At 53.7% G+C, this 22,440-nt stretch carries 23 protein-coding genes; 22 read left to right on the plus strand and 1 reads right to left on the minus strand.

Going from position 1 to position 22,440, the window contains the following annotated elements:
- The first annotated feature begins 16 nt into the window (after positions 1–16).
- From mtaB to NQ534_RS17695, 10 genes are all read left to right on the plus strand, one after another.
- Entirely contained in the window at positions 17–1,381 is a 1,365-nt protein-coding gene (mtaB, locus tag NQ534_RS17650) for a tRNA (N(6)-L-threonylcarbamoyladenosine(37)-C(2))-methylthiotransferase MtaB (RefSeq protein WP_006862545.1), read from the plus strand.
- Between the two features lie 50 nt (positions 1,382–1,431).
- Positions 1,432–1,689 carry an IreB family regulatory phosphoprotein gene (locus NQ534_RS17655; RefSeq protein ID WP_006862546.1) on the plus strand — a complete coding sequence of 86 codons (258 nt, stop codon included), beginning with the start codon at positions 1,432–1,434 and terminating at the stop codon, positions 1,687–1,689.
- Entirely contained in the window at positions 1,686–2,171 is a 486-nt protein-coding gene (gene ruvX, locus NQ534_RS17660; RefSeq protein ID WP_006862547.1) for a Holliday junction resolvase RuvX, read from the plus strand. The genes NQ534_RS17655 and ruvX overlap by 4 nt, the downstream gene beginning before the upstream one ends.
- A gap of 50 nt (positions 2,172–2,221) precedes the next feature.
- Positions 2,222–2,482, plus strand: a complete 261-nt coding sequence (locus tag NQ534_RS17665; protein ID WP_040783772.1) for a DUF1292 domain-containing protein — start codon at positions 2,222–2,224, stop codon at positions 2,480–2,482.
- A gap of 18 nt (positions 2,483–2,500) precedes the next feature.
- On the plus strand, positions 2,501–4,168 hold the full coding sequence (locus tag NQ534_RS17670) for a ribonuclease J (protein ID WP_006862549.1): 1,668 nt from the start codon (positions 2,501–2,503) through the stop codon (positions 4,166–4,168).
- A 12-nt stretch (positions 4,169–4,180) separates the two neighbouring features.
- Positions 4,181–4,540, plus strand: a complete 360-nt coding sequence (locus NQ534_RS17675) for a YlbF/YmcA family competence regulator (protein WP_006862550.1) — start codon at positions 4,181–4,183, stop codon at positions 4,538–4,540.
- 15 nt (positions 4,541–4,555) lie between these two features.
- On the plus strand, positions 4,556–4,951 hold the full coding sequence (locus tag NQ534_RS17680) for an endolytic transglycosylase MltG (RefSeq protein ID WP_050778329.1): 396 nt from the start codon (positions 4,556–4,558) through the stop codon (positions 4,949–4,951).
- Positions 4,948–5,592: an O-methyltransferase gene (locus NQ534_RS17685; RefSeq protein ID WP_006862552.1), complete on the plus strand. Its 645-nt coding sequence runs from the start codon at positions 4,948–4,950 to the stop codon at positions 5,590–5,592. The genes NQ534_RS17680 and NQ534_RS17685 overlap by 4 nt, the downstream gene beginning before the upstream one ends.
- 74 nt (positions 5,593–5,666) lie before the next feature.
- Complete coding sequence (locus tag NQ534_RS17690) at positions 5,667–6,887, plus strand: peptidase U32 family protein (protein WP_040783777.1); 1,221 nt, start codon at positions 5,667–5,669, stop codon at positions 6,885–6,887.
- A 24-nt stretch (positions 6,888–6,911) separates the two neighbouring features.
- Complete coding sequence (locus NQ534_RS17695; protein ID WP_006862554.1) at positions 6,912–7,577, plus strand: GTP pyrophosphokinase; 666 nt, start codon at positions 6,912–6,914, stop codon at positions 7,575–7,577.
- 188 nt (positions 7,578–7,765) lie between these two features.
- Here the strand turns inward: NQ534_RS17695 and NQ534_RS17700 are convergent, their stop codons facing one another.
- Positions 7,766–8,995, minus strand: a complete 1,230-nt coding sequence (locus NQ534_RS17700) for an argininosuccinate synthase (protein ID WP_006862556.1) — start codon at positions 8,993–8,995, stop codon at positions 7,766–7,768.
- 356 nt (positions 8,996–9,351) lie between these two features.
- On the opposite strand from NQ534_RS17700, the gene argC reads away from it, so the two are divergent.
- The 12 genes from argC (at position 9,352) to NQ534_RS17760 (ending at position 22,422) form a co-directional block, all read left to right on the plus strand.
- Positions 9,352–10,392 (plus strand): N-acetyl-gamma-glutamyl-phosphate reductase, encoded by a 1,041-nt coding sequence (gene argC, locus NQ534_RS17705; RefSeq protein ID WP_040783737.1) that lies wholly within the window; start codon positions 9,352–9,354, stop codon positions 10,390–10,392.
- A gap of 33 nt (positions 10,393–10,425) precedes the next feature.
- Complete coding sequence (locus tag NQ534_RS17710; protein ID WP_040783780.1) at positions 10,426–10,869, plus strand: GNAT family N-acetyltransferase; 444 nt, start codon at positions 10,426–10,428, stop codon at positions 10,867–10,869.
- Between the two features lie 94 nt (positions 10,870–10,963).
- Positions 10,964–12,187, plus strand: coding sequence for a bifunctional glutamate N-acetyltransferase/amino-acid acetyltransferase ArgJ (gene argJ / locus NQ534_RS17715; protein WP_006862559.1), 1,224 nt, complete (start codon positions 10,964–10,966; stop codon positions 12,185–12,187).
- Positions 12,188–12,271: 84 nt separating this feature from the next.
- Positions 12,272–13,165 (plus strand): acetylglutamate kinase, encoded by an 894-nt coding sequence (gene argB / locus NQ534_RS17720; RefSeq protein ID WP_074679897.1) that lies wholly within the window; start codon positions 12,272–12,274, stop codon positions 13,163–13,165.
- Positions 13,158–14,354, plus strand: coding sequence for an aspartate aminotransferase family protein (locus tag NQ534_RS17725; protein WP_040783740.1), 1,197 nt, complete (start codon positions 13,158–13,160; stop codon positions 14,352–14,354). Before argB ends, NQ534_RS17725 begins: the two co-directional genes overlap by 8 nt.
- 75 nt (positions 14,355–14,429) lie before the next feature.
- Positions 14,430–14,858: a DMT family transporter gene (locus NQ534_RS17730; RefSeq protein ID WP_006862562.1), complete on the plus strand. Its 429-nt coding sequence runs from the start codon at positions 14,430–14,432 to the stop codon at positions 14,856–14,858.
- A 122-nt stretch (positions 14,859–14,980) separates the two neighbouring features.
- Complete coding sequence (locus NQ534_RS17735) at positions 14,981–15,820, plus strand: helix-hairpin-helix domain-containing protein (protein WP_050778330.1); 840 nt, start codon at positions 14,981–14,983, stop codon at positions 15,818–15,820.
- 11 nt (positions 15,821–15,831) lie between these two features.
- Positions 15,832–16,521: a response regulator transcription factor gene (locus tag NQ534_RS17740; RefSeq protein WP_006862564.1), complete on the plus strand. Its 690-nt coding sequence runs from the start codon at positions 15,832–15,834 to the stop codon at positions 16,519–16,521.
- A gap of 9 nt (positions 16,522–16,530) precedes the next feature.
- Complete coding sequence (locus NQ534_RS17745; RefSeq protein WP_006862565.1) at positions 16,531–17,982, plus strand: sensor histidine kinase; 1,452 nt, start codon at positions 16,531–16,533, stop codon at positions 17,980–17,982.
- Between the two features lie 13 nt (positions 17,983–17,995).
- Complete coding sequence (locus NQ534_RS17750) at positions 17,996–18,958, plus strand: GerMN domain-containing protein (protein WP_006862566.1); 963 nt, start codon at positions 17,996–17,998, stop codon at positions 18,956–18,958.
- Between the two features lie 107 nt (positions 18,959–19,065).
- Positions 19,066–21,303, plus strand: coding sequence for a DNA internalization-related competence protein ComEC/Rec2 (locus tag NQ534_RS17755; protein WP_040783743.1), 2,238 nt, complete (start codon positions 19,066–19,068; stop codon positions 21,301–21,303).
- 111 nt (positions 21,304–21,414) lie between these two features.
- Entirely contained in the window at positions 21,415–22,422 is a 1,008-nt protein-coding gene (locus NQ534_RS17760; protein ID WP_006862568.1) for a deoxyguanosinetriphosphate triphosphohydrolase, read from the plus strand.
- Positions 22,423–22,440: the final 18 nt, after the last annotated feature.

Consider the following 22,440-nt stretch of genomic DNA (forward strand, 5'->3'; position numbering starts at 1 on the left):
AAAGGAAAAAGTCAAGATGAAAAAGAAAAAAGTGGCATTTCATAATCTGGGATGCAAAGTGAACGCATACGAGACAGAGGCGATGCAGCAGATGCTGCAGGCGCGCGGCTATGAGATTGTGCCGTTTGACGGACCTGCGGATGTCTATGTTATCAATACCTGTACCGTTACGAATATTGCAGACAGGAAATCACGGCAGATGCTGCACCGCGCGAAGAAAATGAATCCGCAGGCGGTGGTGGTGGCGGCGGGCTGCTACGCGCAGGCGGCGGGTGAGGAGCTTGCCGGGGATACTGCGGTGGATATTGTGATTGGAAATAACCGCAAGAAGGATCTGGCGGATATTCTGGAGGAGTATGAGCAGGAGCGGACCGGTTGTCGTAGCTGTGAGCAGGAGCAGGCAGACGGCTGCGGGCAGGAGCAGGAATGTGAGCAGGCAGGCTGTCGTGAGCAGGAACGGGCGGCGTGTCATCTGCAGGATGTTGCCCATGCGCCGGAGTATGAGACGCTTTCTATTTCGCGGACGGCGGAGCACACCCGTGCTTATATTAAGGTGCAGGACGGCTGCAACCAGTTCTGCAGCTATTGTATTATCCCATATGCCAGAGGGCGCATCCGCAGCCGTGAGCTGGCGGACGTGCTGGCGGAGGTGAGCACGCTGGCGGAAAACGGCTATCAGGAAGTGGTGCTCACCGGGATTCATTTAAGCTCCTACGGGAAGGAAAAAGACGATGGCATCGGTCTTTTGCAGCTTATCGAGGCGGTGCACGAGGTGGAGGGAATCCGCCGCATCCGCCTGGGCTCGCTGGAGCCGCGCATCATTACGGAGGAATTTGCAGAGCGCCTCAGTGAGCTGCCCAAAATCTGCCCGCATTTTCATCTGTCCCTGCAGAGCGGCTGCGATGCGACACTGAAGCGTATGAACCGTCACTATACGACGGAGGAATATTATGAAAAGTGCGTGCTTCTGCGCAGATATTTTGACGATCCGGCGCTGACGACAGATGTGATCGTTGGTTTTCCGGGGGAGACGGAGGAGGAATTTGCACAGACCTGCGCCTTCCTGGAAAAAGTGAAATTTTATGAGACGCATATTTTTAAATATTCCAGACGGAAGGGGACGAAGGCGGCAGCGATGGAAAACCAGGTCCCGGAGGAGATAAAAAATGAGCGCAGCAAAGTGCTGCAGGAGCTGAATAAAAGGAATATGGCACAGTACGAGGCGCTGTTTCACGGCAGACGCGCGGAGGTGCTGTTTGAGGAAAAAACGGTAAAGGACGGCAGGGAATATTACAGCGGACACACCAGAGAATATATCCTGGTAACGGTTCCTGCCGGGGACTGTGATTTAAGAAATAAAATTTGTGATTGTATTTTGTGAAACTCTGATGTAGAATAGAGCAAAAGGATGTTTGTTAAGGACGTGAAAAAATGGGAAAAATCAGTAACACACAATATTTTCGAATGAATCTTGACACAGAAGTGAGTGTAAAGGATATTCTGGACACTGTCTATAATGCAATGGTGGAAAAGGGCTATAATCCGGTCAACCAGATTGTGGGCTACATCATGTCGGGCGACCCTACCTATATCACCAGCCACAACAATGCACGCGCCATGATTATGAAGGTGGAGCGCGACGAGCTGGTGGAGGAGCTTCTGCGCGAGTATATTAAGAACAGGTCATGACGGCGGAAAACAGATACCGGATCATGGGGCTGGATTTCGGCTCTAAGACCGTGGGCGTGGCAATCAGCGATGAGCTGCTGATTACCGCGCAGGGAATTGAGATTATTCGAAGAACGTCTGAAAATAAACTCCGGCAGACATGCGCGAGAATCGAAACGCTTATCGGAGAATACCATGTCGGAAGGATCGTGCTTGGCTTTCCGAAAAATATGAATAATACGATTGGGGAACGTGCAGAAAAATCTCTGGCATTCAAAGAAATGCTGGAGCGCAGGACCTCTCTTCCCGTTGTCATGTGGGACGAACGTCTGACGACGGTGGAGGCGGACCGCACTCTGATGGAAGGCGGAGTGCGCCGCGAGAAGCGGAAGGATTATGTGGATAAGCTGGCGGCAGTGTATATACTGCAGGGTTATCTGGATTATCTCGCAATGAACGGTGCGGACAGCCATGAGCAGGTGGCGGACGGACGCAGCAGGTGAGGGTACCTCTGGCTTTTTATGCGGGAAAATTGCATGCGGAGAAGTGGCATATGGAAAAAATATTATTTGAAATGGCAGATTCCGGGGAATCTGTAGAATTTTTTGTGCTGGAACAAACGAGAATAAATGGAACAAACTATATACTGGTCACCGATTCCGAGGAAGATGACGCGGAAGCGCTGATTCTGCGTGATTTGTCAGAAGACGGCGAGCAGGAAGCAATTTATGAGATCGTAGAAGATGATAATGAATTAGCGGCAATATCCAGGGTTTTCAGTGAAATGCTGGAAGACGTTGATATTACGCTCTGATAAAGAAAGGAGATTTTTTTGAAAAATATTAACAATTCCAAATTGAGAATCATTCCGCTTGGCGGTCTGGAGCAGATCGGAATGAACATAACTGCCTTTGAATTCGAAGACAGTATTATTGTGGTGGACTGCGGTCTGTCTTTTCCGGAGGACGACATGCTCGGCATCGACCTGGTCATTCCCGATGTCACCTACCTGAAGGATAATATCGACAAAGTAAAGGGCTTTGTCATCACGCATGGTCACGAGGACCATATCGGCGCGCTTCCCTATGTGATTAAAGAAATTAACGTCCCGATTTACGCCACCAAGCTGACGATGGGAATCATCGAAAACAAATTTACCGAGCACAATCTGTTAAAATCGACGAAGCGCAAAATCGTAAAGCATGGACAATCCATCAATCTCGGCATGTTCCGCATTGAATTTATCAAGACAAACCACAGTATCGCGGATGCAGCGGCGCTCGCCATTTATTCTCCGGCGGGAATCGTGGTCCACACCGGCGACTTCAAGGTGGATTACACGCCGGTGTTCGGGGACGCCATTGATTTGCAGCGTTTCGCGGAAATCGGGAAAAAGGGCGTGCTTGCGCTGATGTGCGACAGCACGAATGCGGAGCGGCAGGGCTTTACCATGTCGGAGCGCACGGTCGGCAGAACCTTTGATAATATTTTTGCCGAGCACCGCAACACACGTATTATTATCGCGACGTTTGCCTCCAATGTGGACCGCGTGCAGCAGATTATCAATTCCGCGTACAAGTACGGCAGAAAGGTGGTCGTGGAGGGCAGAAGCATGGTCAGCATTATTTCCATCGCTGCCGAGCTGGGCTACCTGAATATCCCGGACTATACGCTGATTGACGTTGAGCAGATGAAGAATTATCCGGACGAGCAGATGGTTCTGATTACGACCGGAAGTCAGGGAGAATCGATGGCGGCGCTTTCACGTATGGCGTCCGATATGCACCGCAAGGTGTCCATCAAGCCGGGCGATACGGTTATTTTCAGCTCACATCCGATTCCCGGAAATGAGAAAGCGGTGTCGAAGGTGATTAACGAGCTGTCCGCGAAGGGTGCCGATGTGATTTTCCAGGATGCTCATGTTTCCGGACATGCCTGCCAGGAGGAAATCAAGCTGATTTATTCTCTGGTACATCCGAAATATGCCATTCCGGTGCACGGGGAGTACCGTCATCTGAAGGCGCAGGCGCAGCTTGCGCAGAGCCTGGGCATTCCGAAGGACCGCATCTTTATCATGAAGAGCGGACAGGTTCTGGAGCTGGATGAGAACGAACCTGCGAAAATTACCGGACAGGTGCAGACCGGGGCAATCCTGGTGGACGGTCTTGGTGTCGGGGACGTTGGAAATATCGTGCTGCGCGACCGTCAGCATCTGGCGGAGGACGGCATTGTGATTGTGGTGCTCACACTGGAGCGTTATACCAACCAGGTGCTCGCGGGACCGGATATCGTATCGCGCGGTTTTGTCTACGTGCGTGAATCGGAGGACCTGATGGGAGAGGCGCGCAAGGTGATTGAGGAGGCGCTCGCATACTGCGAAACGAAGCGCATTTCCGACTGGAGCAAGATTAAAAATACGATTCGTGACGAGCTGAACAATTTTATCTGGAAAAAGACGAAGAGAAGTCCGATGATTCTGCCGATTATCATGGAAGTTTAACGGAGAGCAGCTATGCAGGATACGATAGATATTTATACAAAGGCGCTGATACGCGTCATCCAGGACAGCCGGGAATACCGCGCGTTCTGCCGCGCTAAAAATAAGGTGTCGGGTATGCCGGAGCTGAAAAAGCAGATTGACGATTACCGGACGCAGGTCTACCGTCTGCAGTATGAGGGGGATACCGAAACGCTGTATGACCGGGTGCAGGAATTTAATACAGAGCATGCGCAGTTCAGGAGAGACCCGCTGGTAAACGAATATTTAAACAGTGAGCTTGCCGTCTGCCGGATGCTTCAGAAGGTGGCGGCGGGGCTGGCTGACGCGCTGGATCTGGACCTGGATGAAGTGGCGCAGGAAATCCGCTCTTAAAGAAGGGGGATGCTTATGCAGACCAGACGGATACTGACGGGGATTCTGATGCTTTTGGTGAAGCTGCTTCTTGCGGTGCTCATCGCGGTGGGAATTTATCATCTTGGCGAATATGCCTATTCTTTCGGACACAGCATCTATGACAATGAGACCGTGTCTGACCCGCCGGGCAGGGATGTTGCGGTGGTGATTCCGGATGGCAGCAGTATCAGCCAGGTGGCAAAGCTTCTGGAGGCAAGGGGACTGATACGCGATGAAAAGGTGTTCCGCGTGCAGGAGCGCCTTTCCAGATATCACGGGCAGTTGAAGGCGGGCAATTATATATTGAATACGTCGCAGACTGCGGAGGAAATGCTTGCCATTTTAAGCGGCAATGAGGAAGATTTGTCAGAAAATGAGGACGACGGATGATTGTAGAGGAACGAATGACGGCTTATCTGGATTCGCTGGAGACCGGAAACGGGGAGTTTCTGGATAAGCTGGAACAGAAGGCGAAAAAAGACGCTGTGCCGGTTATCCGCAGACAGATGCAGAGCTTTCTGAAGATGCTCCTGCGGATAAAGCGCCCTGCCCGGATTCTGGAGGTAGGGACGGCAACCGGTTTTTCCGCGATTCTGATGTGTGAGAATACGCCGCCGGAGACGACGGTCACGACGATTGAGAAATATGAAAAGCGGATTTCTGAGGCGAAGGAGAATTTTGCGCGGGTAGGTCTGTCCGGGCGCATTACGCTGCTGGAGGGTGACGCGATGGAACGGTTGAAAGAGCTGGAAGGCTCTTTTGATTTTGTTTTTATGGATGCCGCCAAGGGGCAGTATATTTATTTTCTGCCGGAGGTGCTGCGGCTGCTGGAGCCGGAGGGCATCCTGGTGTCGGACAATGTCCTGCAGGAGGGCGATCTGATTGAGTCGCATTTTGCGGTGGAGCGCCGGAACCGGACGATTTATAAGCGGATGCGGGAATATCTCTATGAGCTGAAGCACAACGGGCAGCTGTTGACGTCCATTGTTCCGGTCGGGGACGGGGCGGCAGTGAGCGTGAAGATACGGTAACGCAGGCTGTGGAAAAGACCCTGCATAATATGCGGGCGCGGCGGCTTCGGAAAATGCGGGAAATGAGGAGTATGATGAGGAAACCAGAACTTTTGATACCGGCGAGCAGTCTGGAAGTGCTGAAGACGGCGGTCGTTTTCGGGGCGGATGCCGTGTACATTGGCGGAGAGGCTTTTGGGCTGCGCGCGAAGGCAAAAAATTTTTCGATGGACGAGATGCGCGCCGGAATCGCGTTTGCGCATGAGCATGGCGTCAGGGTGTATGTGACGGCGAACATTCTGGCGCATAATTATGACCTTGCCGGGGTGGAGGCGTACTTCCGGGAGCTGAAGGATATCCGTCCGGATGCCCTTATTATTGCGGACCCTGGTGTTTTCCGGATCGCCAGGCGTATCTGTCCGGAGATTGAGGTGCATATCAGCACGCAGGCGAATAATACGAATTATGAGACGTACCGCTTCTGGCATGAGCTGGGGGCGAAGCGTGTGGTATCCGCGCGGGAGCTTTCCCTGGCGGAAATCAGGGAGCTGCGCGCAAATATTCCGGACGGGCTGGAAATCGAGACATTTGTGCACGGTGCCATGTGCATTTCTTATTCGGGAAGATGCTTATTAAGCAATTATTTTACCGGAAGGGATGCCAACCAGGGGGCGTGTACCCATCCGTGCCGCTGGAAATATGCCGTCGTGGAGGAGACGCGTCCCGGACAGTATCTGCCGGTCTATGAAAATGAGCGCGGAACCTATATTTTTAATTCCAAGGACCTTTGCATGATCGAGCATATTCCGGATCTGATGGAGGCGGGCATAGACAGCTTCAAAATTGAGGGGCGGATGAAGACGGCGCTCTATGTGGCGACCGTGGCGCGCACCTATCGGAAGGCGATAGACGATTATCAGACGTCCCCGGAAAAATATCAGGAGAATATGCCGTGGTACCAGCAGCAGATTGCGAGCTGTACCTACCGGCAGTTTACCACCGGGTTTTTCTATGGAAAACCGGATGAGAGCACGCAGATTTACGACAATAATACTTATATAAAGGAATACACTTATCTTGGCATTGCGGAGACGGCGCAGGAGAACACCTGCCAGATAGAGCAGCGGAATAAATTTTCCGTCGGCGAGGAAATTGAGATTATGAAGCCGGACGGGCGAAATGTGCCGGCGACGGTTCTTTCTATTGCCGATGAGGAGGGCAATCCGATGGAGAGTGCTCCGCATCCGCAGCAGAAGCTGACAGTGCGGCTGTCCGGAGAGGTGCAGCAGTACGATTTGCTGAGGAGAAAGGAATAAGGCGGCAAAAGGAAAGCAGAGGACATGGCAGAGAACAGGGTGTTAAATGTAGAAGAGGTTATGGAGCTCCTCGATAAAAGCGAAAATTACCGGCTGGTGTTTACAGAGTACCGCAGCGCGATTATGGAGATTGAGACGAAGCTGCGCGTGCTGGACAATGAGCTTTCCATTGACCGTGATAAAAATCCGATTGAGGCGATACATACCCGGCTGAAGAGCCCGGAAAGTATCCTGGAGAAGATGCGGCGCAAAAATTATCCGAAGACGCTGGAGAGTATGCGGGAAAACCTGCTGGATATCGCCGGGGTGCGCGTAATCTGCGATTTTATTGACGATATTTATAAGCTGGAGCGGCATCTGTGCAGCCAGAGCGATATCACGGTCATCCGCAGGAAGGATTATATCCGCAATCCAAAGCCGAACGGCTACCGGAGTCTGCACCTTATTGTGACGGTGCCGATATTTTTGACCGACGGTCCGAAGGAAACGCCGGTGGAGGTGCAGTTCAGAACGATGGCGATGGATTTCTGGGCAAGTCTGGAGCACAAGCTGAAATACAAAAAGGAAATCAGCGGGACAACGGATATCGCAGACCGCCTGAAGGAGTGCGCCGACAGGGCGTTTGCGCTTGATGAGGAAATGATGCAGATTCGCTCGGATATCGATGGGATGGAGTGTAAAAAATGCTGAGAGGCAGGGCGAAAGCGCACCACACCTGCACAGAACGGCTTTCTGTGACGAAGAATTTCAACCTTCCATCCGGGCTGCTTTCGGGGAATAAAATACCGCCCGGCGGGAATATGCACCGCAGATGCGTCGTGTAAACGACCTGCTTTCTGCAGAGGCTGCCCGCCGGGCGGTTTTTCTGTTGCAATTTTTTATGCTTCTTTATTTTTTTCTACTTCTGCCATTTTCATAGCGCGCACCTTCAGCGGCAGACCAAACAGCGTGATGAAGCCGCTTGCGTCGTGGTGGTCGTAAAGCTCGCCGGTTGTGAAGGAAGCAAGGGATTCATTGTACAGGCTGTACGGTGAGGTGGTGCCTGCCTTGATGATATTGCCCTTGTAGAGCTTGAATTTTACTTCTCCGGTCACATACTGCTGTGTGCTGTCCACAAAAGCCTGGATTGCCTCGCGCAGCGGTGTGAACCATTTTCCTTCGTATACGATCTGGGCAAACTGGCTGCCGAGTTTCTTTTTCGTTTCCAGCGTCTCACGGTCCAGAATCAGCTCTTCAAGCTGGTCGTGCGCCTCCATCAGAATGGTGCCGCCCGGCGTCTCATAAACACCGCGTGACTTCATGCCGACTACACGGTTTTCCACGATATCCACGATACCGATGCCGTGCTTTCCGCCAAGCGCGTTCAGCTCCGTGATGATCTCAGAAACCTTCATCGCCTTGCCGTTCAGTGTCTTCGGCACACCGGCTTCAAAGGTCATGGTAACGTATTCCGCCTCGTCCGGCGCTTTCTCCGGAGTAACGCCGAGTACCAGCATATGGTCGTAGTTCGGCTCGTTTGCCGGATCTTCCAGCTCCAGACCCTCGTGACTGATGTGCCAGAGGTTGCGGTCGCGGCTGTAGCTGTGGCTTGCGTCAAACGGAAGGTCGATGCCGTGCTGGCGGCAGTATTCGATTTCATCCTCGCGGGACTGCATGGTCCAGACATCGGTCATGCGCCACGGAGCCACAATCTTTAAATCGGGGGCAAGCGCCTTGATGCTGAGCTCAAAGCGGATCTGGTCATTTCCTTTACCGGTTGCGCCGTGGCAGATGGTGGTAGCGCCCTCCTTGCGGGCAATCTCCACAAGACGCTTTGCGATGACCGGACGCGCCATAGAGGTGCCGAGCAGATATTTGTGCTCATATACGGCGCCTGCTTTTACGCACGGCATGATAAAATCGTCGCAGAATTCGTCAATAATATCTTCAATATATAATTTGGAAGCGCCGGATAATTTTGCGCGCTCCTCCAGACCGTCCAGTTCGTTGCCCTGTCCGCAGTTGATGCAGCAGCAGATTACCTCGTAGTCAAATGTTTCCTTCAGCCACGGAATCAGCGCCGTAGTATCCAGACCGCCTGAATATGCCAGAATTACTTTTTCTTTCATGATGATGTCCTCCTCAAAATCTTCGGTAGCACGGTTACTGCCTGCAGTAACGTATTACAGCCGTTCTTTTATCAGAGATTACTATACATCATATCCGCGGATTATGCAAGCATAAATTCAAAAAAATTTATAAATATGCATAAAATAAAGAAAATAGTGCATAAAATCAAAAACATACTTGCATAATATGCAGAAATAATGTATAGTTATGCATGACGGTGCAGAAAGGCGAAAAGCAAAAAAGAATGCGCTTGCAATATACGCAAAAAGCGCGTATGATGAAAAGATGCCGGAATCAGAGATACTGCAGCCGGCAGGCATCATGTGAAATTATAAAAATACGGGAGACGGAGAATATGATAAAAGCAGGAATTATCGGAGCGACAGGATATGCGGGCGGCGAGCTGGTGCGCCTCCTGATGGGACACCGGGAGGCGGAAATTGTCTGGTACGGTTCCAGAAGCTACATAGATAAGAAATATGCGGATGTATACCGCAATATGTTTGAGATTGTGGAGGATGTCTGCCGGGACGATAATCTGGAAAAGCTTGCGGGGGAGGCGGATGTGATTTTTACGGCGACCCCGCAGGGCTTCTGCGCATCCCTGATGTCGGAGGAGATTTTATCGCAGACAAAGGTGATAGACCTGAGTGCGGATTACCGTATTAAGGATGTCGCTGTTTATGAAAAATGGTACGGGATGGAGCACAAATCACCGCAGTTTATTAAGGAAGCGGTCTATGGCCTGTGCGAAATCAACCGGGAGCAGATCAGAGGGGCGCGGCTGCTGGCGAATCCGGGCTGCTATCCGACCTGCAGCACGCTGTCGGTTTATCCGGCGGTGAAGGAAGGACTGATTGATACGGCGACGCTGATCATCGATGCGAAGTCCGGCACCTCCGGAGCGGGGAGAGGCGCAAAGGTGGATAATCTTTTCTGCGAGGTAAATGAAAATATCAAGGCTTACGGCGTGGCAAATCACCGCCATACGCCGGAGATAGAGGAGCAGCTTGGCTATGCGGCGGGGCATCCGGTGACGCTGAATTTCACGCCGCATCTGGTGCCGATGAACCGCGGCATTCTGATTACGGCATACGCTTCGCTGAAGAAGGATGTCACTTATGCAGATGTGAAGGCGCTGTATCAGAAATATTATGAGAAGGAAAAATTTGTCCGCGTCCTCGACGAGGGCGTCTGCCCGCAGACCAGATGGGTGGAGGGCAGTAATTACGTAGATGTGAACGTTGTGGTCGACGCCAGAACAAACCGCCTGATTATGATGGGCGCGATGGATAATCTGGTAAAGGGAGCGGCAGGACAGGCGGTGCAGAACATGAATCTGATGTTCGGACTGCCGGAGAGCATGGGACTGGAGCTGGCGCCGGTATTCCCGTAGAATGGAAGTGAGAGAAAAATGGAGCAGCAGGATATGATACGCAGTATGACAATCGACGACTTTGCGCAGGTGCATAAGCTCTGGATGCAGATCAGCGGCTTCGGCATCCGCAGTGTGGACGACTCTTATGAGGGCGTTGCGCGGTTCCTTAAACGGAATCCGGGATGCAGTGTGGTGGCGGAGCGGGACGGCAGAATCATCGGGAGCATTCTCTGCGGACATGATGGCAGACGCGGATGTCTCTATCATGTGTGCGTGCATCCGGATTTCCGCAAGCAGGGAATCGGCAAGGCGATGGTCGTATTTGCGATGGAAGCGTTAAAAAAAGAGAAAATCAATAAAGTCTCGCTGATTGCCTTTACCCGGAACGATATCGGCAACACCTTCTGGAAGGAAATCGGCTGGACCAGGCGGGAAGATCTGAATTACTATGATTTTGTGCTGAACGAAGAGAATATCACGGCATTTAACAAGTAAGGCAGGCGGCACCGGCGTGTCAGAAGCAGAAAATGATGTCTGTGATGCGTAAGCCAGGCAGTTGAGGACGGAGAAAACAGGAGGAGATGGAAAAATGAAGCAGACAGAGGGCGGCGTGACAGCCGCGAAGGGATTTGAAGCGGCAGCGGCGGCAGCGGCAATTAAATACAAAGACAGGACGGATATGGCGCTGATTTACAGCAAGGCTCCGTGCCGCGCGGCGGGAACCTTTACGACCAATCTTGTGAAGGCGGCTCCGGTAAAGTGGGATATGGAAGTGGTGAAGCACTCGGAGTACGCGCAGGCGGTGGTGGTGAACAGCGGAATCGCCAATGCCTGTACCGGAGCGGAAGGCTACGGATACTGCAGGGAGACGGCAGCGGCAGCGGCAGCGGCGCTGGATATTCCTGCTGAGGCGGTGCTGGTCGGTTCCACGGGCGTTATCGGAATGCAGCTTCCGATGGAGCGCATCAAAAAGGGCATAAAGGAGCTTGCAGAGACGAAGAACAGCTCCGTGGAAAACGGAACGGCAGCGGCAAAAGCAATTATGACGACGGATACGGTAAAAAAAGAAATTGCTGTGCAGTTTACGCTGGGCGGAAAGGAAGTAACCCTGGGCGGCATGTGCAAGGGCTCCGGCATGATCCATCCGAATATGTGCACCATGTTAAGCTTTCTGACGACGGATGCGGCGATTTCAAAAGAATTGCTGCAGAAGGCGCTGAGCACGGATATCCAGGATACCTATAATATGATTTCGGTGGACGGGGATACCTCCACGAACGATACGGTGCTGCTGCTCGCCAACGGGCAGGCGGGAAATCCGGAAATCACAGAAGAAAATGAGGATTATCACACATTTTTAAGCGCCTTGAATTACGTAAATACATATCTTGCACGCAAAATGGCGGGCGACGGGGAGGGCGCGACAGCGCTGTTTACCGTGAAGGTGATTCATGCGGAATCGAAAGAGCAGGCGGTGACCTTAAGCAAATCTGTGATTACCTCCAGTCTTACCAAGGCGGCGATTTACGGCCATGACGCCAACTGGGGAAGAATCCTCTGCGCGATGGGCTATTCCGGGGCGCAGTTTGACCCGGAGAAGGTGGACCTGACGTTTGAGAGTGCGGCGGGAAGTCTGAAAATCATTGAAAACGGCGTGGCGCTTGATTACAGCGAAAAAGAGGCGAGCAGGATTCTCTCCGAGGAAGAGGTAATCGTGATTGCCGATGTAAAGATGGGAGACGCCCAGGCGACGGCGTGGGGCTGCGACCTCACATATGATTATGTGAAAATAAACGCGGACTACCGTTCATAGATTTTGCAGGGGACGCGGTAAGAGACGCCGGCAAAAGAAATAGCTGCCGGTTACCGGAAAGCATGAGGGAAAGGATACAGTAAAATGGAATCAATGGAAAACTGGCTGCAGAAAGCCGAGGTATTAAATGAGGCGCTGCCTTATATACAGCGTTTTCACGGGAAAATTATGGTGGTAAAATACGGCGGGAGCGCGATGGTGGACCACGAGCTCAAAAAGAGCGTCATCCGGGATGTTGCGCTTCTGAAGCTGGTCGGTTTCCGGCCGATTATCGTACACGGCGGCGGAAAGGAAATCACGAAATGGGTAAACAAAGCCGGACTGGAGACACGGTTTGTAAACGGGCTGCGCGTGACCGATAAAGAAACGATGGAGATTGCCGAAATGGTGCTGAACAGAATCAATAAGGGACTTGTCTCCATGATGGAAAAGCTCGGCGTACATGCGGTCGGCATCAGCGGAAAGGACGGAACACTGCTGCGGGTGGAGAAAAAGCTCTCAAAGGGGCAGGATATCGGCTATGTGGGCGAGATTAAGAAGGTCAACACGGGGCTTCTGGAAAAGCTTTTAAACGACGATTTTGTGCCGGTAATCTGTCCGATCGGTTCCGATGACGCATATCATTCCTACAATATAAATGCGGACGATGCGGCGTGCGCGATCGCCTCGGCGATGGGCGCCACAAAGCTGGCGTTTCTCACGGATATCGAGGGTGTTTACCGCAATCCGCTTGATAAATCCTCGCTGATTTCCGAGATGACGATCCCGGAGGCGGAGGAATTTCTGGCGAGCGGCATGGCGGGCGGCGGAATGCTGCCGAAGCTGCAGAACTGTATCGAGGCGATGAAGGCGGGCGTTTCCCGCGTCCATATTCTGGACGGGCGTATTGCGCACTGCCTGCTTCTGGAATTCTTCACGGACCGCGGCGTCGGTACCGCTATCATAAATGATACAGAAAAGAGGTATTTTCATGGATAATTATATGGAACGGACAGAAAATTATGTGCTGCACACCTACAACCGTGCGCCGGTGGTCTTTGAATCCGGCGAGGGCGTCTATTTAAAGGATACGGACGGAAAGAAATACCTGGATTTTGCCGCCGGGATTGCCGTGATGGGACTGGGCTATCATTATCCGGGCTTTGATGAGGCGCTGAAGGCGCAGATTGACAAAGTAATCCACACCTCCAATCTGTTTTATAATGTACCGCTGGCGGATGCGGCGGAAAGGCTGGTGGAGGCGTCCGGCATGAGCAAAGTGTTCTTTACCAACAGCGGGACGGAAGCGATTGAGGGCGCCATCAAGGCGGCGCGCAAATACGCATTCTTAAAGGGGCCGAAGCCGGGCTATGAGATTATCGCCATGAACCATTCCTTCCACGGCAGGAGCGTCGGGGCGCTCTCGGTGACGGGCAACCCGCATTACCAGGAAGCCTTTAAGCCGCTGATGGACGGCGTGCGTTTTGCTGATTTTAACGATCTGGAAAGCGTAAAGGCACAGATAAATGAGAAAACCTGCGCCATTCTCCTGGAGACGGTCCAGGGAGAGGGCGGAATCTATCCGGCGGATAAAGAGTTCCTGGAGGGTATCCGCGCACTGTGCGACGAGCACGATCTGCTGATGATTCTCGATGAAATCCAGTGCGGCATGGGACGCTGCGGGGAAATGTTCGCGTGGCAGACCTATGGCGTGCAGCCGGATATCATGACCTGCGCGAAGGCGCTCGGCTGCGGCGTGCCGGTGGGGGCGTTTGTTCTGAATGAAAAAACGGCGTCGGCGTCTCTGGTGCCGGGCGACCACGGGACGACCTACGGCGGCAACCCGTTCGCCTGCGCGGCGGCGGCAAAGGTACTGGAGATTTTTAAAGAGAAGGATATCACCGGACATGTGCGGCAGGTAGCGCCGTATCTGGAGCAGAAGCTGGATGAGCTGACAGAGAAGTATGACTGCCTGACGGGGCGCCGCGGCATGGGACTGATGCAGGGCGTGGTAGTCGGAAACGGAAAAACGGTCGGCGAGGTGATAAACGCGGCGCGTGAATGCGGACTGATCGTAATCTCCGCCGGCAGCGACGTGCTCCGGCTGGTGCCGCCGCTCATTATTGAAAAAGAGCATATTGACGAAATGGTGCAGAAACTTTCAGCGGCGCTGGATTCTCTCCAGTAAACGGATGAACGTGTATGAAAAACTCCTTTTTGCAGATACTATCGGAAAGAATGTCTGGGAAAGGGAGTTTTTATTATGTTTGGAATTCTGATCGCACTGTTATCGGGCGCGCTGATGAGCGTGCAGGGAGTTTTTAACACCGACGTCACAAAAAATACCAGCCTGTGGGTGTCGACGGCGTTTGTGCAGTTTTCGGCGCTGCTTGTCTGTCTGGCGGCGTGGCTGATTACCGACCGCAGCAGCTTCGGCGCGCTTATGCAGGTGCCGCACAAATATACGCTGCTCGGCGGAGTGATCGGTGCCTTTATCACTGTCACAGTCGTAAAGAGCATGGGGATGCTCGGACCGGCAAAGGCGGCGATGCTGATCGTCATCGCGCAGCTTGCAGTGGCATGGCTGATTGAGCTGTTTGGAATATTTGGTATGGAGAAAACGGAATTTTCCGTGCGCAGGCTTATCGGGATGCTGGTGGCGATTGCCGGAATTATTATATTTGAGAAATAGGATCCCGGTCTGTAAAATATTACAAAAATATAAAAAGGCTATTGTAATTCCGCAAGATTTCCGTTAAAATAAGTAAGGCATAAGGGGACCTCCGCTGCCGGCAGGCAAAGGAGATTATGCAGTTGAAAAAAAGATTTTTTATGGGAATGATTACCGTATTTGTGCTTTTGTGCGGCGCAGGCTGCGCCGGGAGGAAGCCGGAGGTAATCTGGGAATCCACCGCAAAACAGCCGGGAGCGACCGACGCATCAGAAGAAGCGCGGCAGGCGGACGGCGCAGCGGCGGAAGAAATACAGCAGCCGGACGGTACTGCGGCAGAAGAAGCACGGCAGGCGGATGGCAGTGCCGGGGCAGAAGAAGCATGGCAGGCGGACGGCAATGCCGGGGCAGAGAGCGCGGCTGGCGGGGAACCGGCGGTGGACGGCGCCTTCGGCGTATCCGGGATGGCTGCGGAGACAGAAGGCATCACCGAGACGCCGGCAATTTTTGTGGATATCTGCGGAGCGGTGCAGCGTCCGGGCGTTTATGAGCTGGCGGCGGGAGCGCGAGTCTGCGATGCAGTAGCGGCGGCTGGCGGGCTTCTGGAAAACGCAGATCTTGCGTCGCTTAACCAGGCGGCGTTTCTGCAGGATGCGGCAAAAATCTACGTGTATACGCAGGAGGAAGCCGCGGCGCAGGGAATAGCGGCGCCGGAGCCCGTGCAGAACGCGGCGGGCGGGCAGGAGCAGGCGCCGGGGCAGCAGATGGAAAGCGCAGCCGGGCAGGAGACGAAGGTCAATATCAATACGGCAGATATCGCGCAGCTCTGTACGCTCACCGGTATCGGGGAGGCGCGCGCAAGGGATATCATCGCGTACCGCGAGGCGAACGGCGGCTTTCAGTCGGCGGAAGAGATCATGAATGTAAGCGGCATCAAAGAAGCCACTTTTCAGAAGATAAAAGATGAGATAGCAGTCAGGTAAAGGAGAGACAGATGGCGAAGCAGGTTTTGGTAGTGGATGACGAAAAGTTGATAGTGAAGGGAATCCGTTTCAGTCTGGAGCAGGACGGAATGGAAGTGGACTGCGCATATGACGGGGAAGAAGCACTGCAGATGGCAAAAAACAAGGAGTACGACATGGTGCTGCTGGATTTGATGCTGCCCAAGGTGGACGGTCTTTCTGTGTGCCAGCAGATACGGGAATTTTCCAATGTTCCCATTGTCATGCTGACCGCAAAGGGCGACGATATGGATAAAATCATGGGACTGGAATACGGGGCGGACGACTATATCACAAAGCCGTTTAATATCCTGGAGGTAAAGGCACGCATCAAGGCGATCATGCGCCGCACCGGAAAGCCTGCCGCGGCGGAGAGCAGGAGCAGAGTTGTGGAAGCGGGAGACCTGGTGCTGGACTGCGAGAGCAGAAGAGTGACCATTGCGGGCAAAGAAATCAATCTGACGGCAAAGGAATTCGATGTGCTGGAGCTGCTCGTGTTCAATCCGGGCAAGGTGTACAGCCGGGAAAACCTTTTGGATACGGTCTGGGGCTACGAGTATCCGGGCGATGTGCGCACGGTTGACGTCCACATCCGCCGGCTGCGCGAAAAGATTGAGGAAAATCCCAGCGAGCCGAAATATGTACATACAAAATGGGGTGTGGGTTACTATTTTCAGCACTAAAGGAAGACCATGAAAAATAAACTGAAGTCGATTTTTCAATACAAAGGAGTAGTCCGGCTGCTGAAAAGTCTCCGGCTGCGCATTTTTCTGATCGTCGGTCTGGTCGGTATTATCCCGATTCTGTTGATGAAGATGAGCATTCTGGAAAAATACGAGGAGCAGTCGATTATCCAGCGCGGCAGGATGCTGCAGAACCAGAGCGAGAATCTTGCGGACCGCATGGGCAGCTCTGTTACCGGTCTGAATCTGGATATCAGCGGCTTTGTGACCGAAATGGAGCAGCTTGCGACGCTGTATGGCGGGCGGCTGGTGGTGGTAAACCGCGAATTTGAGATTATAGAGGATACCTATGGTCTGGATGTCGGGAAATATCTGGTATCCGAAGAGGTGATTAAGTGCTTCCGCGGGGAGGACAGCCTTACGCGCGATTCGTCAAACCGGTTCGTGGAGCTGGCGATTCCGATAGAGGAGGCGGTCACAAAAGAGGTGGTCGGCGCGCTGATCGTCAGCTCGGAGACGGCAAGCGTTCTGGAGGGAAAGGATGAGCTGGGCAGGCAGGTATCCATTCTGCAGATAGGGCTGATCGTCGCCGTGCTGGTGGCGGCGCTGTATACGTCCGGCATTCTGGTGAAGCCGTTTAAAAAGGTGACGGAGGCTATGGAAGGCATCAACGGCGGCTTTCTGGGCGACGACCTTACACTGGTGGACTACACGGAGACGCAGGTGCTCTCGGAAGCGTACAACCGTATGCTGGGGCGTATGAAGGCGCTGGACGATTCGCGGCAGGAATTTGTATCGAACGTCTCGCACGAGCTGAAAACGCCGATCACCTCCATGAAGGTGCTGGCGGATTCCCTGCTGATGCAGGAGGACGTGCCGCCGGAGCTCTATAAGGAGTTTCTGCAGGATATCGCGGAGGAGATCGAACGCGAAAACAAGATTATCAATGACCTGCTCTCGCTCGTAAAGATGGACCGCAAGGCGTCTGACGTAAATATCCAGGCGACGAACATCAACGAGCTGATCGAGCTGATTTTAAAGCGCCTGCGTCCGATTGCGGCAAAGCGCAATATTGAGCTGGTGCTGGACAGCTACAAGCCGGTGATTGCCGAGGTCGATGAGACAAAGCTGACGCTGGCGATTTCAAACCTGGTGGAGAATGCGGTGAAGTATAACCGGGAGGGCGGATGGGTGCATCTGTCGATTAACACGGATCACAAATACTTCTACGTGAAGGTGGAGGACAACGGTATCGGCATCCCGCAGGCGGACCAGGAGCATATTTTTGAGCGCTTCTACCGTGTGGACAAGTCGCATTCCAGGGAAATCGGCGGAACCGGTCTCGGACTTGCGATTGCGAGGAGCGCGATCATGATGCACCGCGGCGTAATTAAGGTATACAGTGAAGAGGGCGCCGGAACCACGTTTACCGTGCGTGTTCCGCTGCTCTATTCGGAATAGGCAGGAGGAAGCGATGAAAAGGATTTTTTGCAGTTTTCTGGCTGTGCTTCTGCTGATTGGCATGGCGGGCTGTGCGAAAAAAGGAACTGACAGCTCCGGATATCAGATTTACTATACAAATATGGAGAAGACCAGGCTTGCGACGGAAAGCTATCATGCGCAGGCAGCGGATACCGGGGAGCTGATACCGGAGCTGCTTGATAAGATGGCGTCGCCCTCCGCGCCGGCGGAGCACGCCAGCGTGCTGGCATCCGGCGTGGAAATTACCGGAAATTCCCTTTCGGACGGGCAGCTTACCGTAACCTTTAATGAGGAATACCAGAATCTTGACCCGGCGGCGGAGATTCTTCTGCGCGCGGCGGTCGTCATGACGATGACGCAGATGCAGGAGGTGCGCACAGTCGTTTTTCACATTGGTAATGATGTGCTGCGGGACATTTCCGGGGAACCGGTGGGTGCGATGACCGCCAGTATGTTTCTGAATGCGCAGGTTGGCACCAACTCCTACCGGTATGCGTCGCTCTCGCTTTATTTTTCCAATAAAGAGGGCAACAAGCTGGTGCGCGAGGTGCGCAATGTGCATTACTCCAGCAACACTACGCTGGAGCGGGTGGTTATGGAGCAGCTTCTGAAGGGACCGATGAATTCACAGCTCCTGCCGGTATTGCCGGAGGATGTGAGTGTTATCAGTATAACGGTGGAGGACAATCTCTGCACGCTGAATCTTAGCAAGGAGTTTCTCAGCGTGCGCGATGACGATAATCTTCAGCCGGAGGTAACGATTTACAGCATTGTAAACAGTCTCTGCGATATGCTTGGCGTGGAGCGCGTACAGTTCCAGGTAGAAGGTCAGACGAACGTGCTTTATAAAGAAAGCCTGAATCTGACGGGACCGTTCCACCGGAACAGCGCTCTGATCGAGACAGCGGAGAGCACGGAGGCGGAGCAGGATGCAAAGCCCTCCATCGGATTGTAGGTGTGCGCGGCGCGAATCTTTGAAGGATCGGCGGCGCGCCGCGATCCGCAGCATTGCGGCCGGGGTCAGACCTGGCGTCAGAAAAACAGTAAGAAAAGGAGAGACGGATGCACGAGCGGCATTTATGCTGTATCTGCTGTCTGCTTCTCTTGTGGTTTGTGCTCTCCGGCACTTTCCGGGGAGGGACATCCGGGGAGGATGTCCGCCCGGCGCCGGAGGGGGACGAACTGACGGTAAGCGGCACAGTTTACAGACAGGAATTTAAACAAAACAGTCAGAGAATTTATCTGAAAGACATTTCCATTGAATCACAGGCTGCGGGTTCTTCGCAGAAAACCAGTGAATATAAAAACAGAATAATCGTATATTTAAAGGAAGCGCAGAAGATTGCCCTTGGAAATCGTGTGCGTGTTTCCGGCGTCTGCACTTACCTTAAGGAGCAGAGAAATCCGGGCGGCTTTGACGCGAAGATGTATTACAGCGATATGGGTGTCGGAATGCTTCTGCGAAAAGCAGAGCTTCTTTGGCGGGACGACCGGGTGTATCCGCTGCGCAACGCGATTTCCGATTTCCGGCTGTACGCCAGGGGACTTCTAAAGGAGGCAGGCGTGGAGGCGGACGCCGGCATTTTATCCGCCATGCTGCTCGGCGATAAAGGGATTCTGGACGAAGAAATCAAAGATTTGTATGCGGATACCGGGATTCTGCATCTGCTGGCGATTTCGGGGCTGCACGTCTCCATGACCGGCATGGCGCTGTTCGGGGCGCTGCGGAAGCTGCGCGTTCCGTTTGCGGGAGCGGCGGGCGTCTGCGCGGCGGTGATGGCGGCGTATGCCTGCATGACCGGATATCCGGTCTCTGCAGTGCGGGCGGTGCTGATGTTCGGGATGTTTCTGCTGGCGCAGGTGACGGGGCGCACGGCGGATTCCGCCACCAGTCTGGCGCTTTCCGCTGCGGCGATTCTGCTCGGAAAGCGGCAGGCGCTGCACCAGGCGGGATTTCTTCTGTCCTTCGGGGCGGTGGGCGGCATTCTCCTTGCGAACGGGTGGAAGAGCCGTCTGCTGAAGGGCACGACGCTGGGAATGAGCCTGGGAGTGCAGATTATGACGCTTCCGGTGACAGCGTACTTTTATTATCAGTTTCCGCTGTATAATGTGCTGGTCAATCTCTGTGTGCTGCCGCTGATGCCGTTTGTCCTGGGCTTTGGCATGGCGGGGATCGCCGGCGCCGCTTTAAACCGGGAGGCGGGCAGATTTCTGCTGGCGCCGGCGCATTATCTGCTGGAGGCTGTCCGGATTCTGTGCGGGAAAGTGCGTCTGCTGCCTCTTTCGGGCATCGTGACGGGGCAGCCGGAGCTTTGCCGGCTTATCGTGTATTACGCGGCGCTGCTTCTTTTGCTGGCGTTTTGCGGAAAATTTGAAAAAAAGCCGGGAATCCGTGAAAAATTTGTTAAAACAGGAAAAATAGATTTGATAAAGTGCGGCGCAGCAATTATACTGTTAGCAGGGATATTTTTTGTCAGAGAACCGCGTCCCTTCTCCATGACCTTTCTGGACGTGGGGCAGGGGGACGGCTGCTGTATCCGGAACCGGGAGCATTCCGTCTGGATGATTGACGGCGGAAGCAGCAGTGAGAAAAATCTGGCGGAAAACTGTGTGGAGCCATTTTTAAAAAGCAGCGGCGCCGGACGGGTGGACTACTGGCTGATCTCCCACTACGATGAGGACCATGTGAGCGCGCTGCTTGAGATACTGGAGGGATACGAGCGGGGGCTGGACGGGCGGAACGCGGCGGGAATCACCATTGGAACCCTGCTTCTGCCGGAGGTGGACGATACGCCGGAGCTGGGGCAGAGGCTGCTTGCGCTGGCAGAGCAGCAGGATATAGCGGTGCAGTTTGTGGGCGGAGGCGACGTCATCCGCGCCGGGGAAATGACGGTGCGGGTTTTAGCGCCGCAGCGCGGGAGCGTGTATGAAAACAGCAATGCGGCTTCTGTCGTTGCTGCGGTGGAGTACGGCTCCTTCCGGGCACTGTTTACCGGCGATGTGGAAGGAACCGGGGAGGCGCAGCTTTTAGCGGAAGGGCTTTCAGGGGATGTGGATGTGCTGAAGGCAGCGCATCATGGCTCAAAAAATTCCACGCCGATGGCGTTTCTTGCGCAGACAAAGCCGGAGCTTACCGTTATTTCCTGCGGAGCGGGAAATTCCTACGGACATCCGCATAAAGAGCTGCTTGCGCGGCTGGAAGAGAGCGGCTCCCGTGTGGCGCGCACCGATCTGCTGGGAGCAGTCACGGTCACGGTATCCGGAGGCGGTTATACAGTGACCGGACATTTAAGCCCGTGATGAAACGCGCGGTTGAAAATCAGGTGCGGCAGTGTCCGGCGGCTGGCGAAGTGCGCACAGCGCAGAGCGGGGATTTTGTGAAATGGTATTTCAGAAAAGGAGGGGCAGTCTATGAATATACGGGAAATGGCGGAGCAGAGAGAAGAAGAATTTTTAAGTGAATATGCAAGCCTTAGCAGAAATACGCGCGGCAGGGATATCCAGGAGGCGCAGTGCGACATCCGTCCGGTGTATCAGCGCGACCGCGACCGTATTCTGCACTGCAAGTCGTTCAGGAGGCTGAAGCACAAGACGCAGGTTTTTTTAAACCCGCAGGGAGACCATTACCGGGACCGGCTGACGCATACCCTGGAGGTGTCGCAGATTGCCCGGACGATTGCGCAGGCGCTGCGCCTGAATGAAAGTCTGACGGAAGCTATCGCGATGGGGCACGATATCGGGCATACGCCGTTCGGTCACGCCGGGGAGCGGGCGCTGAACCGTGTCTGCCCGGACGGATTTATTCACAGCGAGCAGAGCATCCGCGTGGTAGAGCTGCTGGAGAAAAAGGGCAGGGGATTAAACCTTACCTGGGAGGTGCGGGACGGCATCCGCAATCACCGCACGAGCGGGCATCCCGCCACGCTGGAGGGCAAGGTGGTGCGCCTCTCGGATAAAATCGCCTATATCAATCACGATATCGACGACGCGGAGCGCGCGGGCATTCTGCGCGAGGAGGATATCCCGCTGGAATACCGGCAGGTGCTGGGCAGCACGATTAAGGAACGGCTGAATACCATGATTCACGATATTGTGAGCAACAGCCAGGGAAAGCCGGATATCTGCCAGTCCCCGGAGGTGGGGCTGGCGATGAAGAACATCCGGAAATTCATGTTCCAGAACGTGTACACCAATCCGACGGCAAAGGGAGAGGAGACTAAGGCGGAGAATATGCTTGCCGCCCTGTACGAATACTATGAGAAGCATCTGGAGCTGCTGCCCCCGGAATACCAGGATATGGTGACAAAGGGCGGGCAGAGCGTGCCGCGCGTGGTGTGCGATTATATCTCCGGCATGACGGACCAGTACGCCATGACGAAATATGCGGAATATTTTATTCCGAAGGCATGGAAGCTTTAAGGAAAAGGAAGGAAGAGG

Origin of the sequence: Marvinbryantia formatexigens DSM 14469 (assembly GCF_025148285.1) — a bacterium.
In the GTDB taxonomy this organism is placed as follows: domain Bacteria; phylum Bacillota; class Clostridia; order Lachnospirales; family Lachnospiraceae; genus Marvinbryantia; species Marvinbryantia formatexigens.

Bases quoted from the DNA above. Each gene is read 5' to 3' on its own strand.
- mtaB (WP_006862545.1), top strand. From the start codon at position 17: ATGAAAAAGAAAAAAGTGGCATTTCATAATCTGGGATGCAAAGTGAAC.
- NQ534_RS17655 (WP_006862546.1), top strand. From the start codon at position 1,432: ATGGGAAAAATCAGTAACACACAATATTTTCGAATGAATCTTGACACA.
- ruvX (WP_006862547.1), top strand. From the start codon at position 1,686: ATGACGGCGGAAAACAGATACCGGATCATGGGGCTGGATTTCGGCTCT.
- NQ534_RS17665 (WP_040783772.1), top strand. From the start codon at position 2,222: ATGGAAAAAATATTATTTGAAATGGCAGATTCCGGGGAATCTGTAGAA.
- NQ534_RS17675 (WP_006862550.1), top strand. From the start codon at position 4,181: ATGCAGGATACGATAGATATTTATACAAAGGCGCTGATACGCGTCATC.
- NQ534_RS17680 (WP_050778329.1), top strand. From the start codon at position 4,556: ATGCAGACCAGACGGATACTGACGGGGATTCTGATGCTTTTGGTGAAG.
- NQ534_RS17685 (WP_006862552.1), top strand. From the start codon at position 4,948: ATGATTGTAGAGGAACGAATGACGGCTTATCTGGATTCGCTGGAGACC.
- NQ534_RS17690 (WP_040783777.1), top strand. From the start codon at position 5,667: ATGAGGAAACCAGAACTTTTGATACCGGCGAGCAGTCTGGAAGTGCTG.
- NQ534_RS17695 (WP_006862554.1), top strand. From the start codon at position 6,912: ATGGCAGAGAACAGGGTGTTAAATGTAGAAGAGGTTATGGAGCTCCTC.
- NQ534_RS17700 (WP_006862556.1), bottom strand. From the start codon at position 8,995: ATGAAAGAAAAAGTAATTCTGGCATATTCAGGCGGTCTGGATACTACG.
- argC (WP_040783737.1), top strand. From the start codon at position 9,352: ATGATAAAAGCAGGAATTATCGGAGCGACAGGATATGCGGGCGGCGAG.
- NQ534_RS17710 (WP_040783780.1), top strand. From the start codon at position 10,426: ATGATACGCAGTATGACAATCGACGACTTTGCGCAGGTGCATAAGCTC.
- argJ (WP_006862559.1), top strand. From the start codon at position 10,964: ATGAAGCAGACAGAGGGCGGCGTGACAGCCGCGAAGGGATTTGAAGCG.
- argB (WP_074679897.1), top strand. From the start codon at position 12,272: ATGGAATCAATGGAAAACTGGCTGCAGAAAGCCGAGGTATTAAATGAG.
- NQ534_RS17725 (WP_040783740.1), top strand. From the start codon at position 13,158: ATGGATAATTATATGGAACGGACAGAAAATTATGTGCTGCACACCTAC.
- NQ534_RS17730 (WP_006862562.1), top strand. From the start codon at position 14,430: ATGTTTGGAATTCTGATCGCACTGTTATCGGGCGCGCTGATGAGCGTG.
- NQ534_RS17740 (WP_006862564.1), top strand. From the start codon at position 15,832: ATGGCGAAGCAGGTTTTGGTAGTGGATGACGAAAAGTTGATAGTGAAG.
- NQ534_RS17745 (WP_006862565.1), top strand. From the start codon at position 16,531: ATGAAAAATAAACTGAAGTCGATTTTTCAATACAAAGGAGTAGTCCGG.
- NQ534_RS17750 (WP_006862566.1), top strand. From the start codon at position 17,996: ATGAAAAGGATTTTTTGCAGTTTTCTGGCTGTGCTTCTGCTGATTGGC.
- NQ534_RS17755 (WP_040783743.1), top strand. From the start codon at position 19,066: ATGCACGAGCGGCATTTATGCTGTATCTGCTGTCTGCTTCTCTTGTGG.
- NQ534_RS17760 (WP_006862568.1), top strand. From the start codon at position 21,415: ATGAATATACGGGAAATGGCGGAGCAGAGAGAAGAAGAATTTTTAAGT.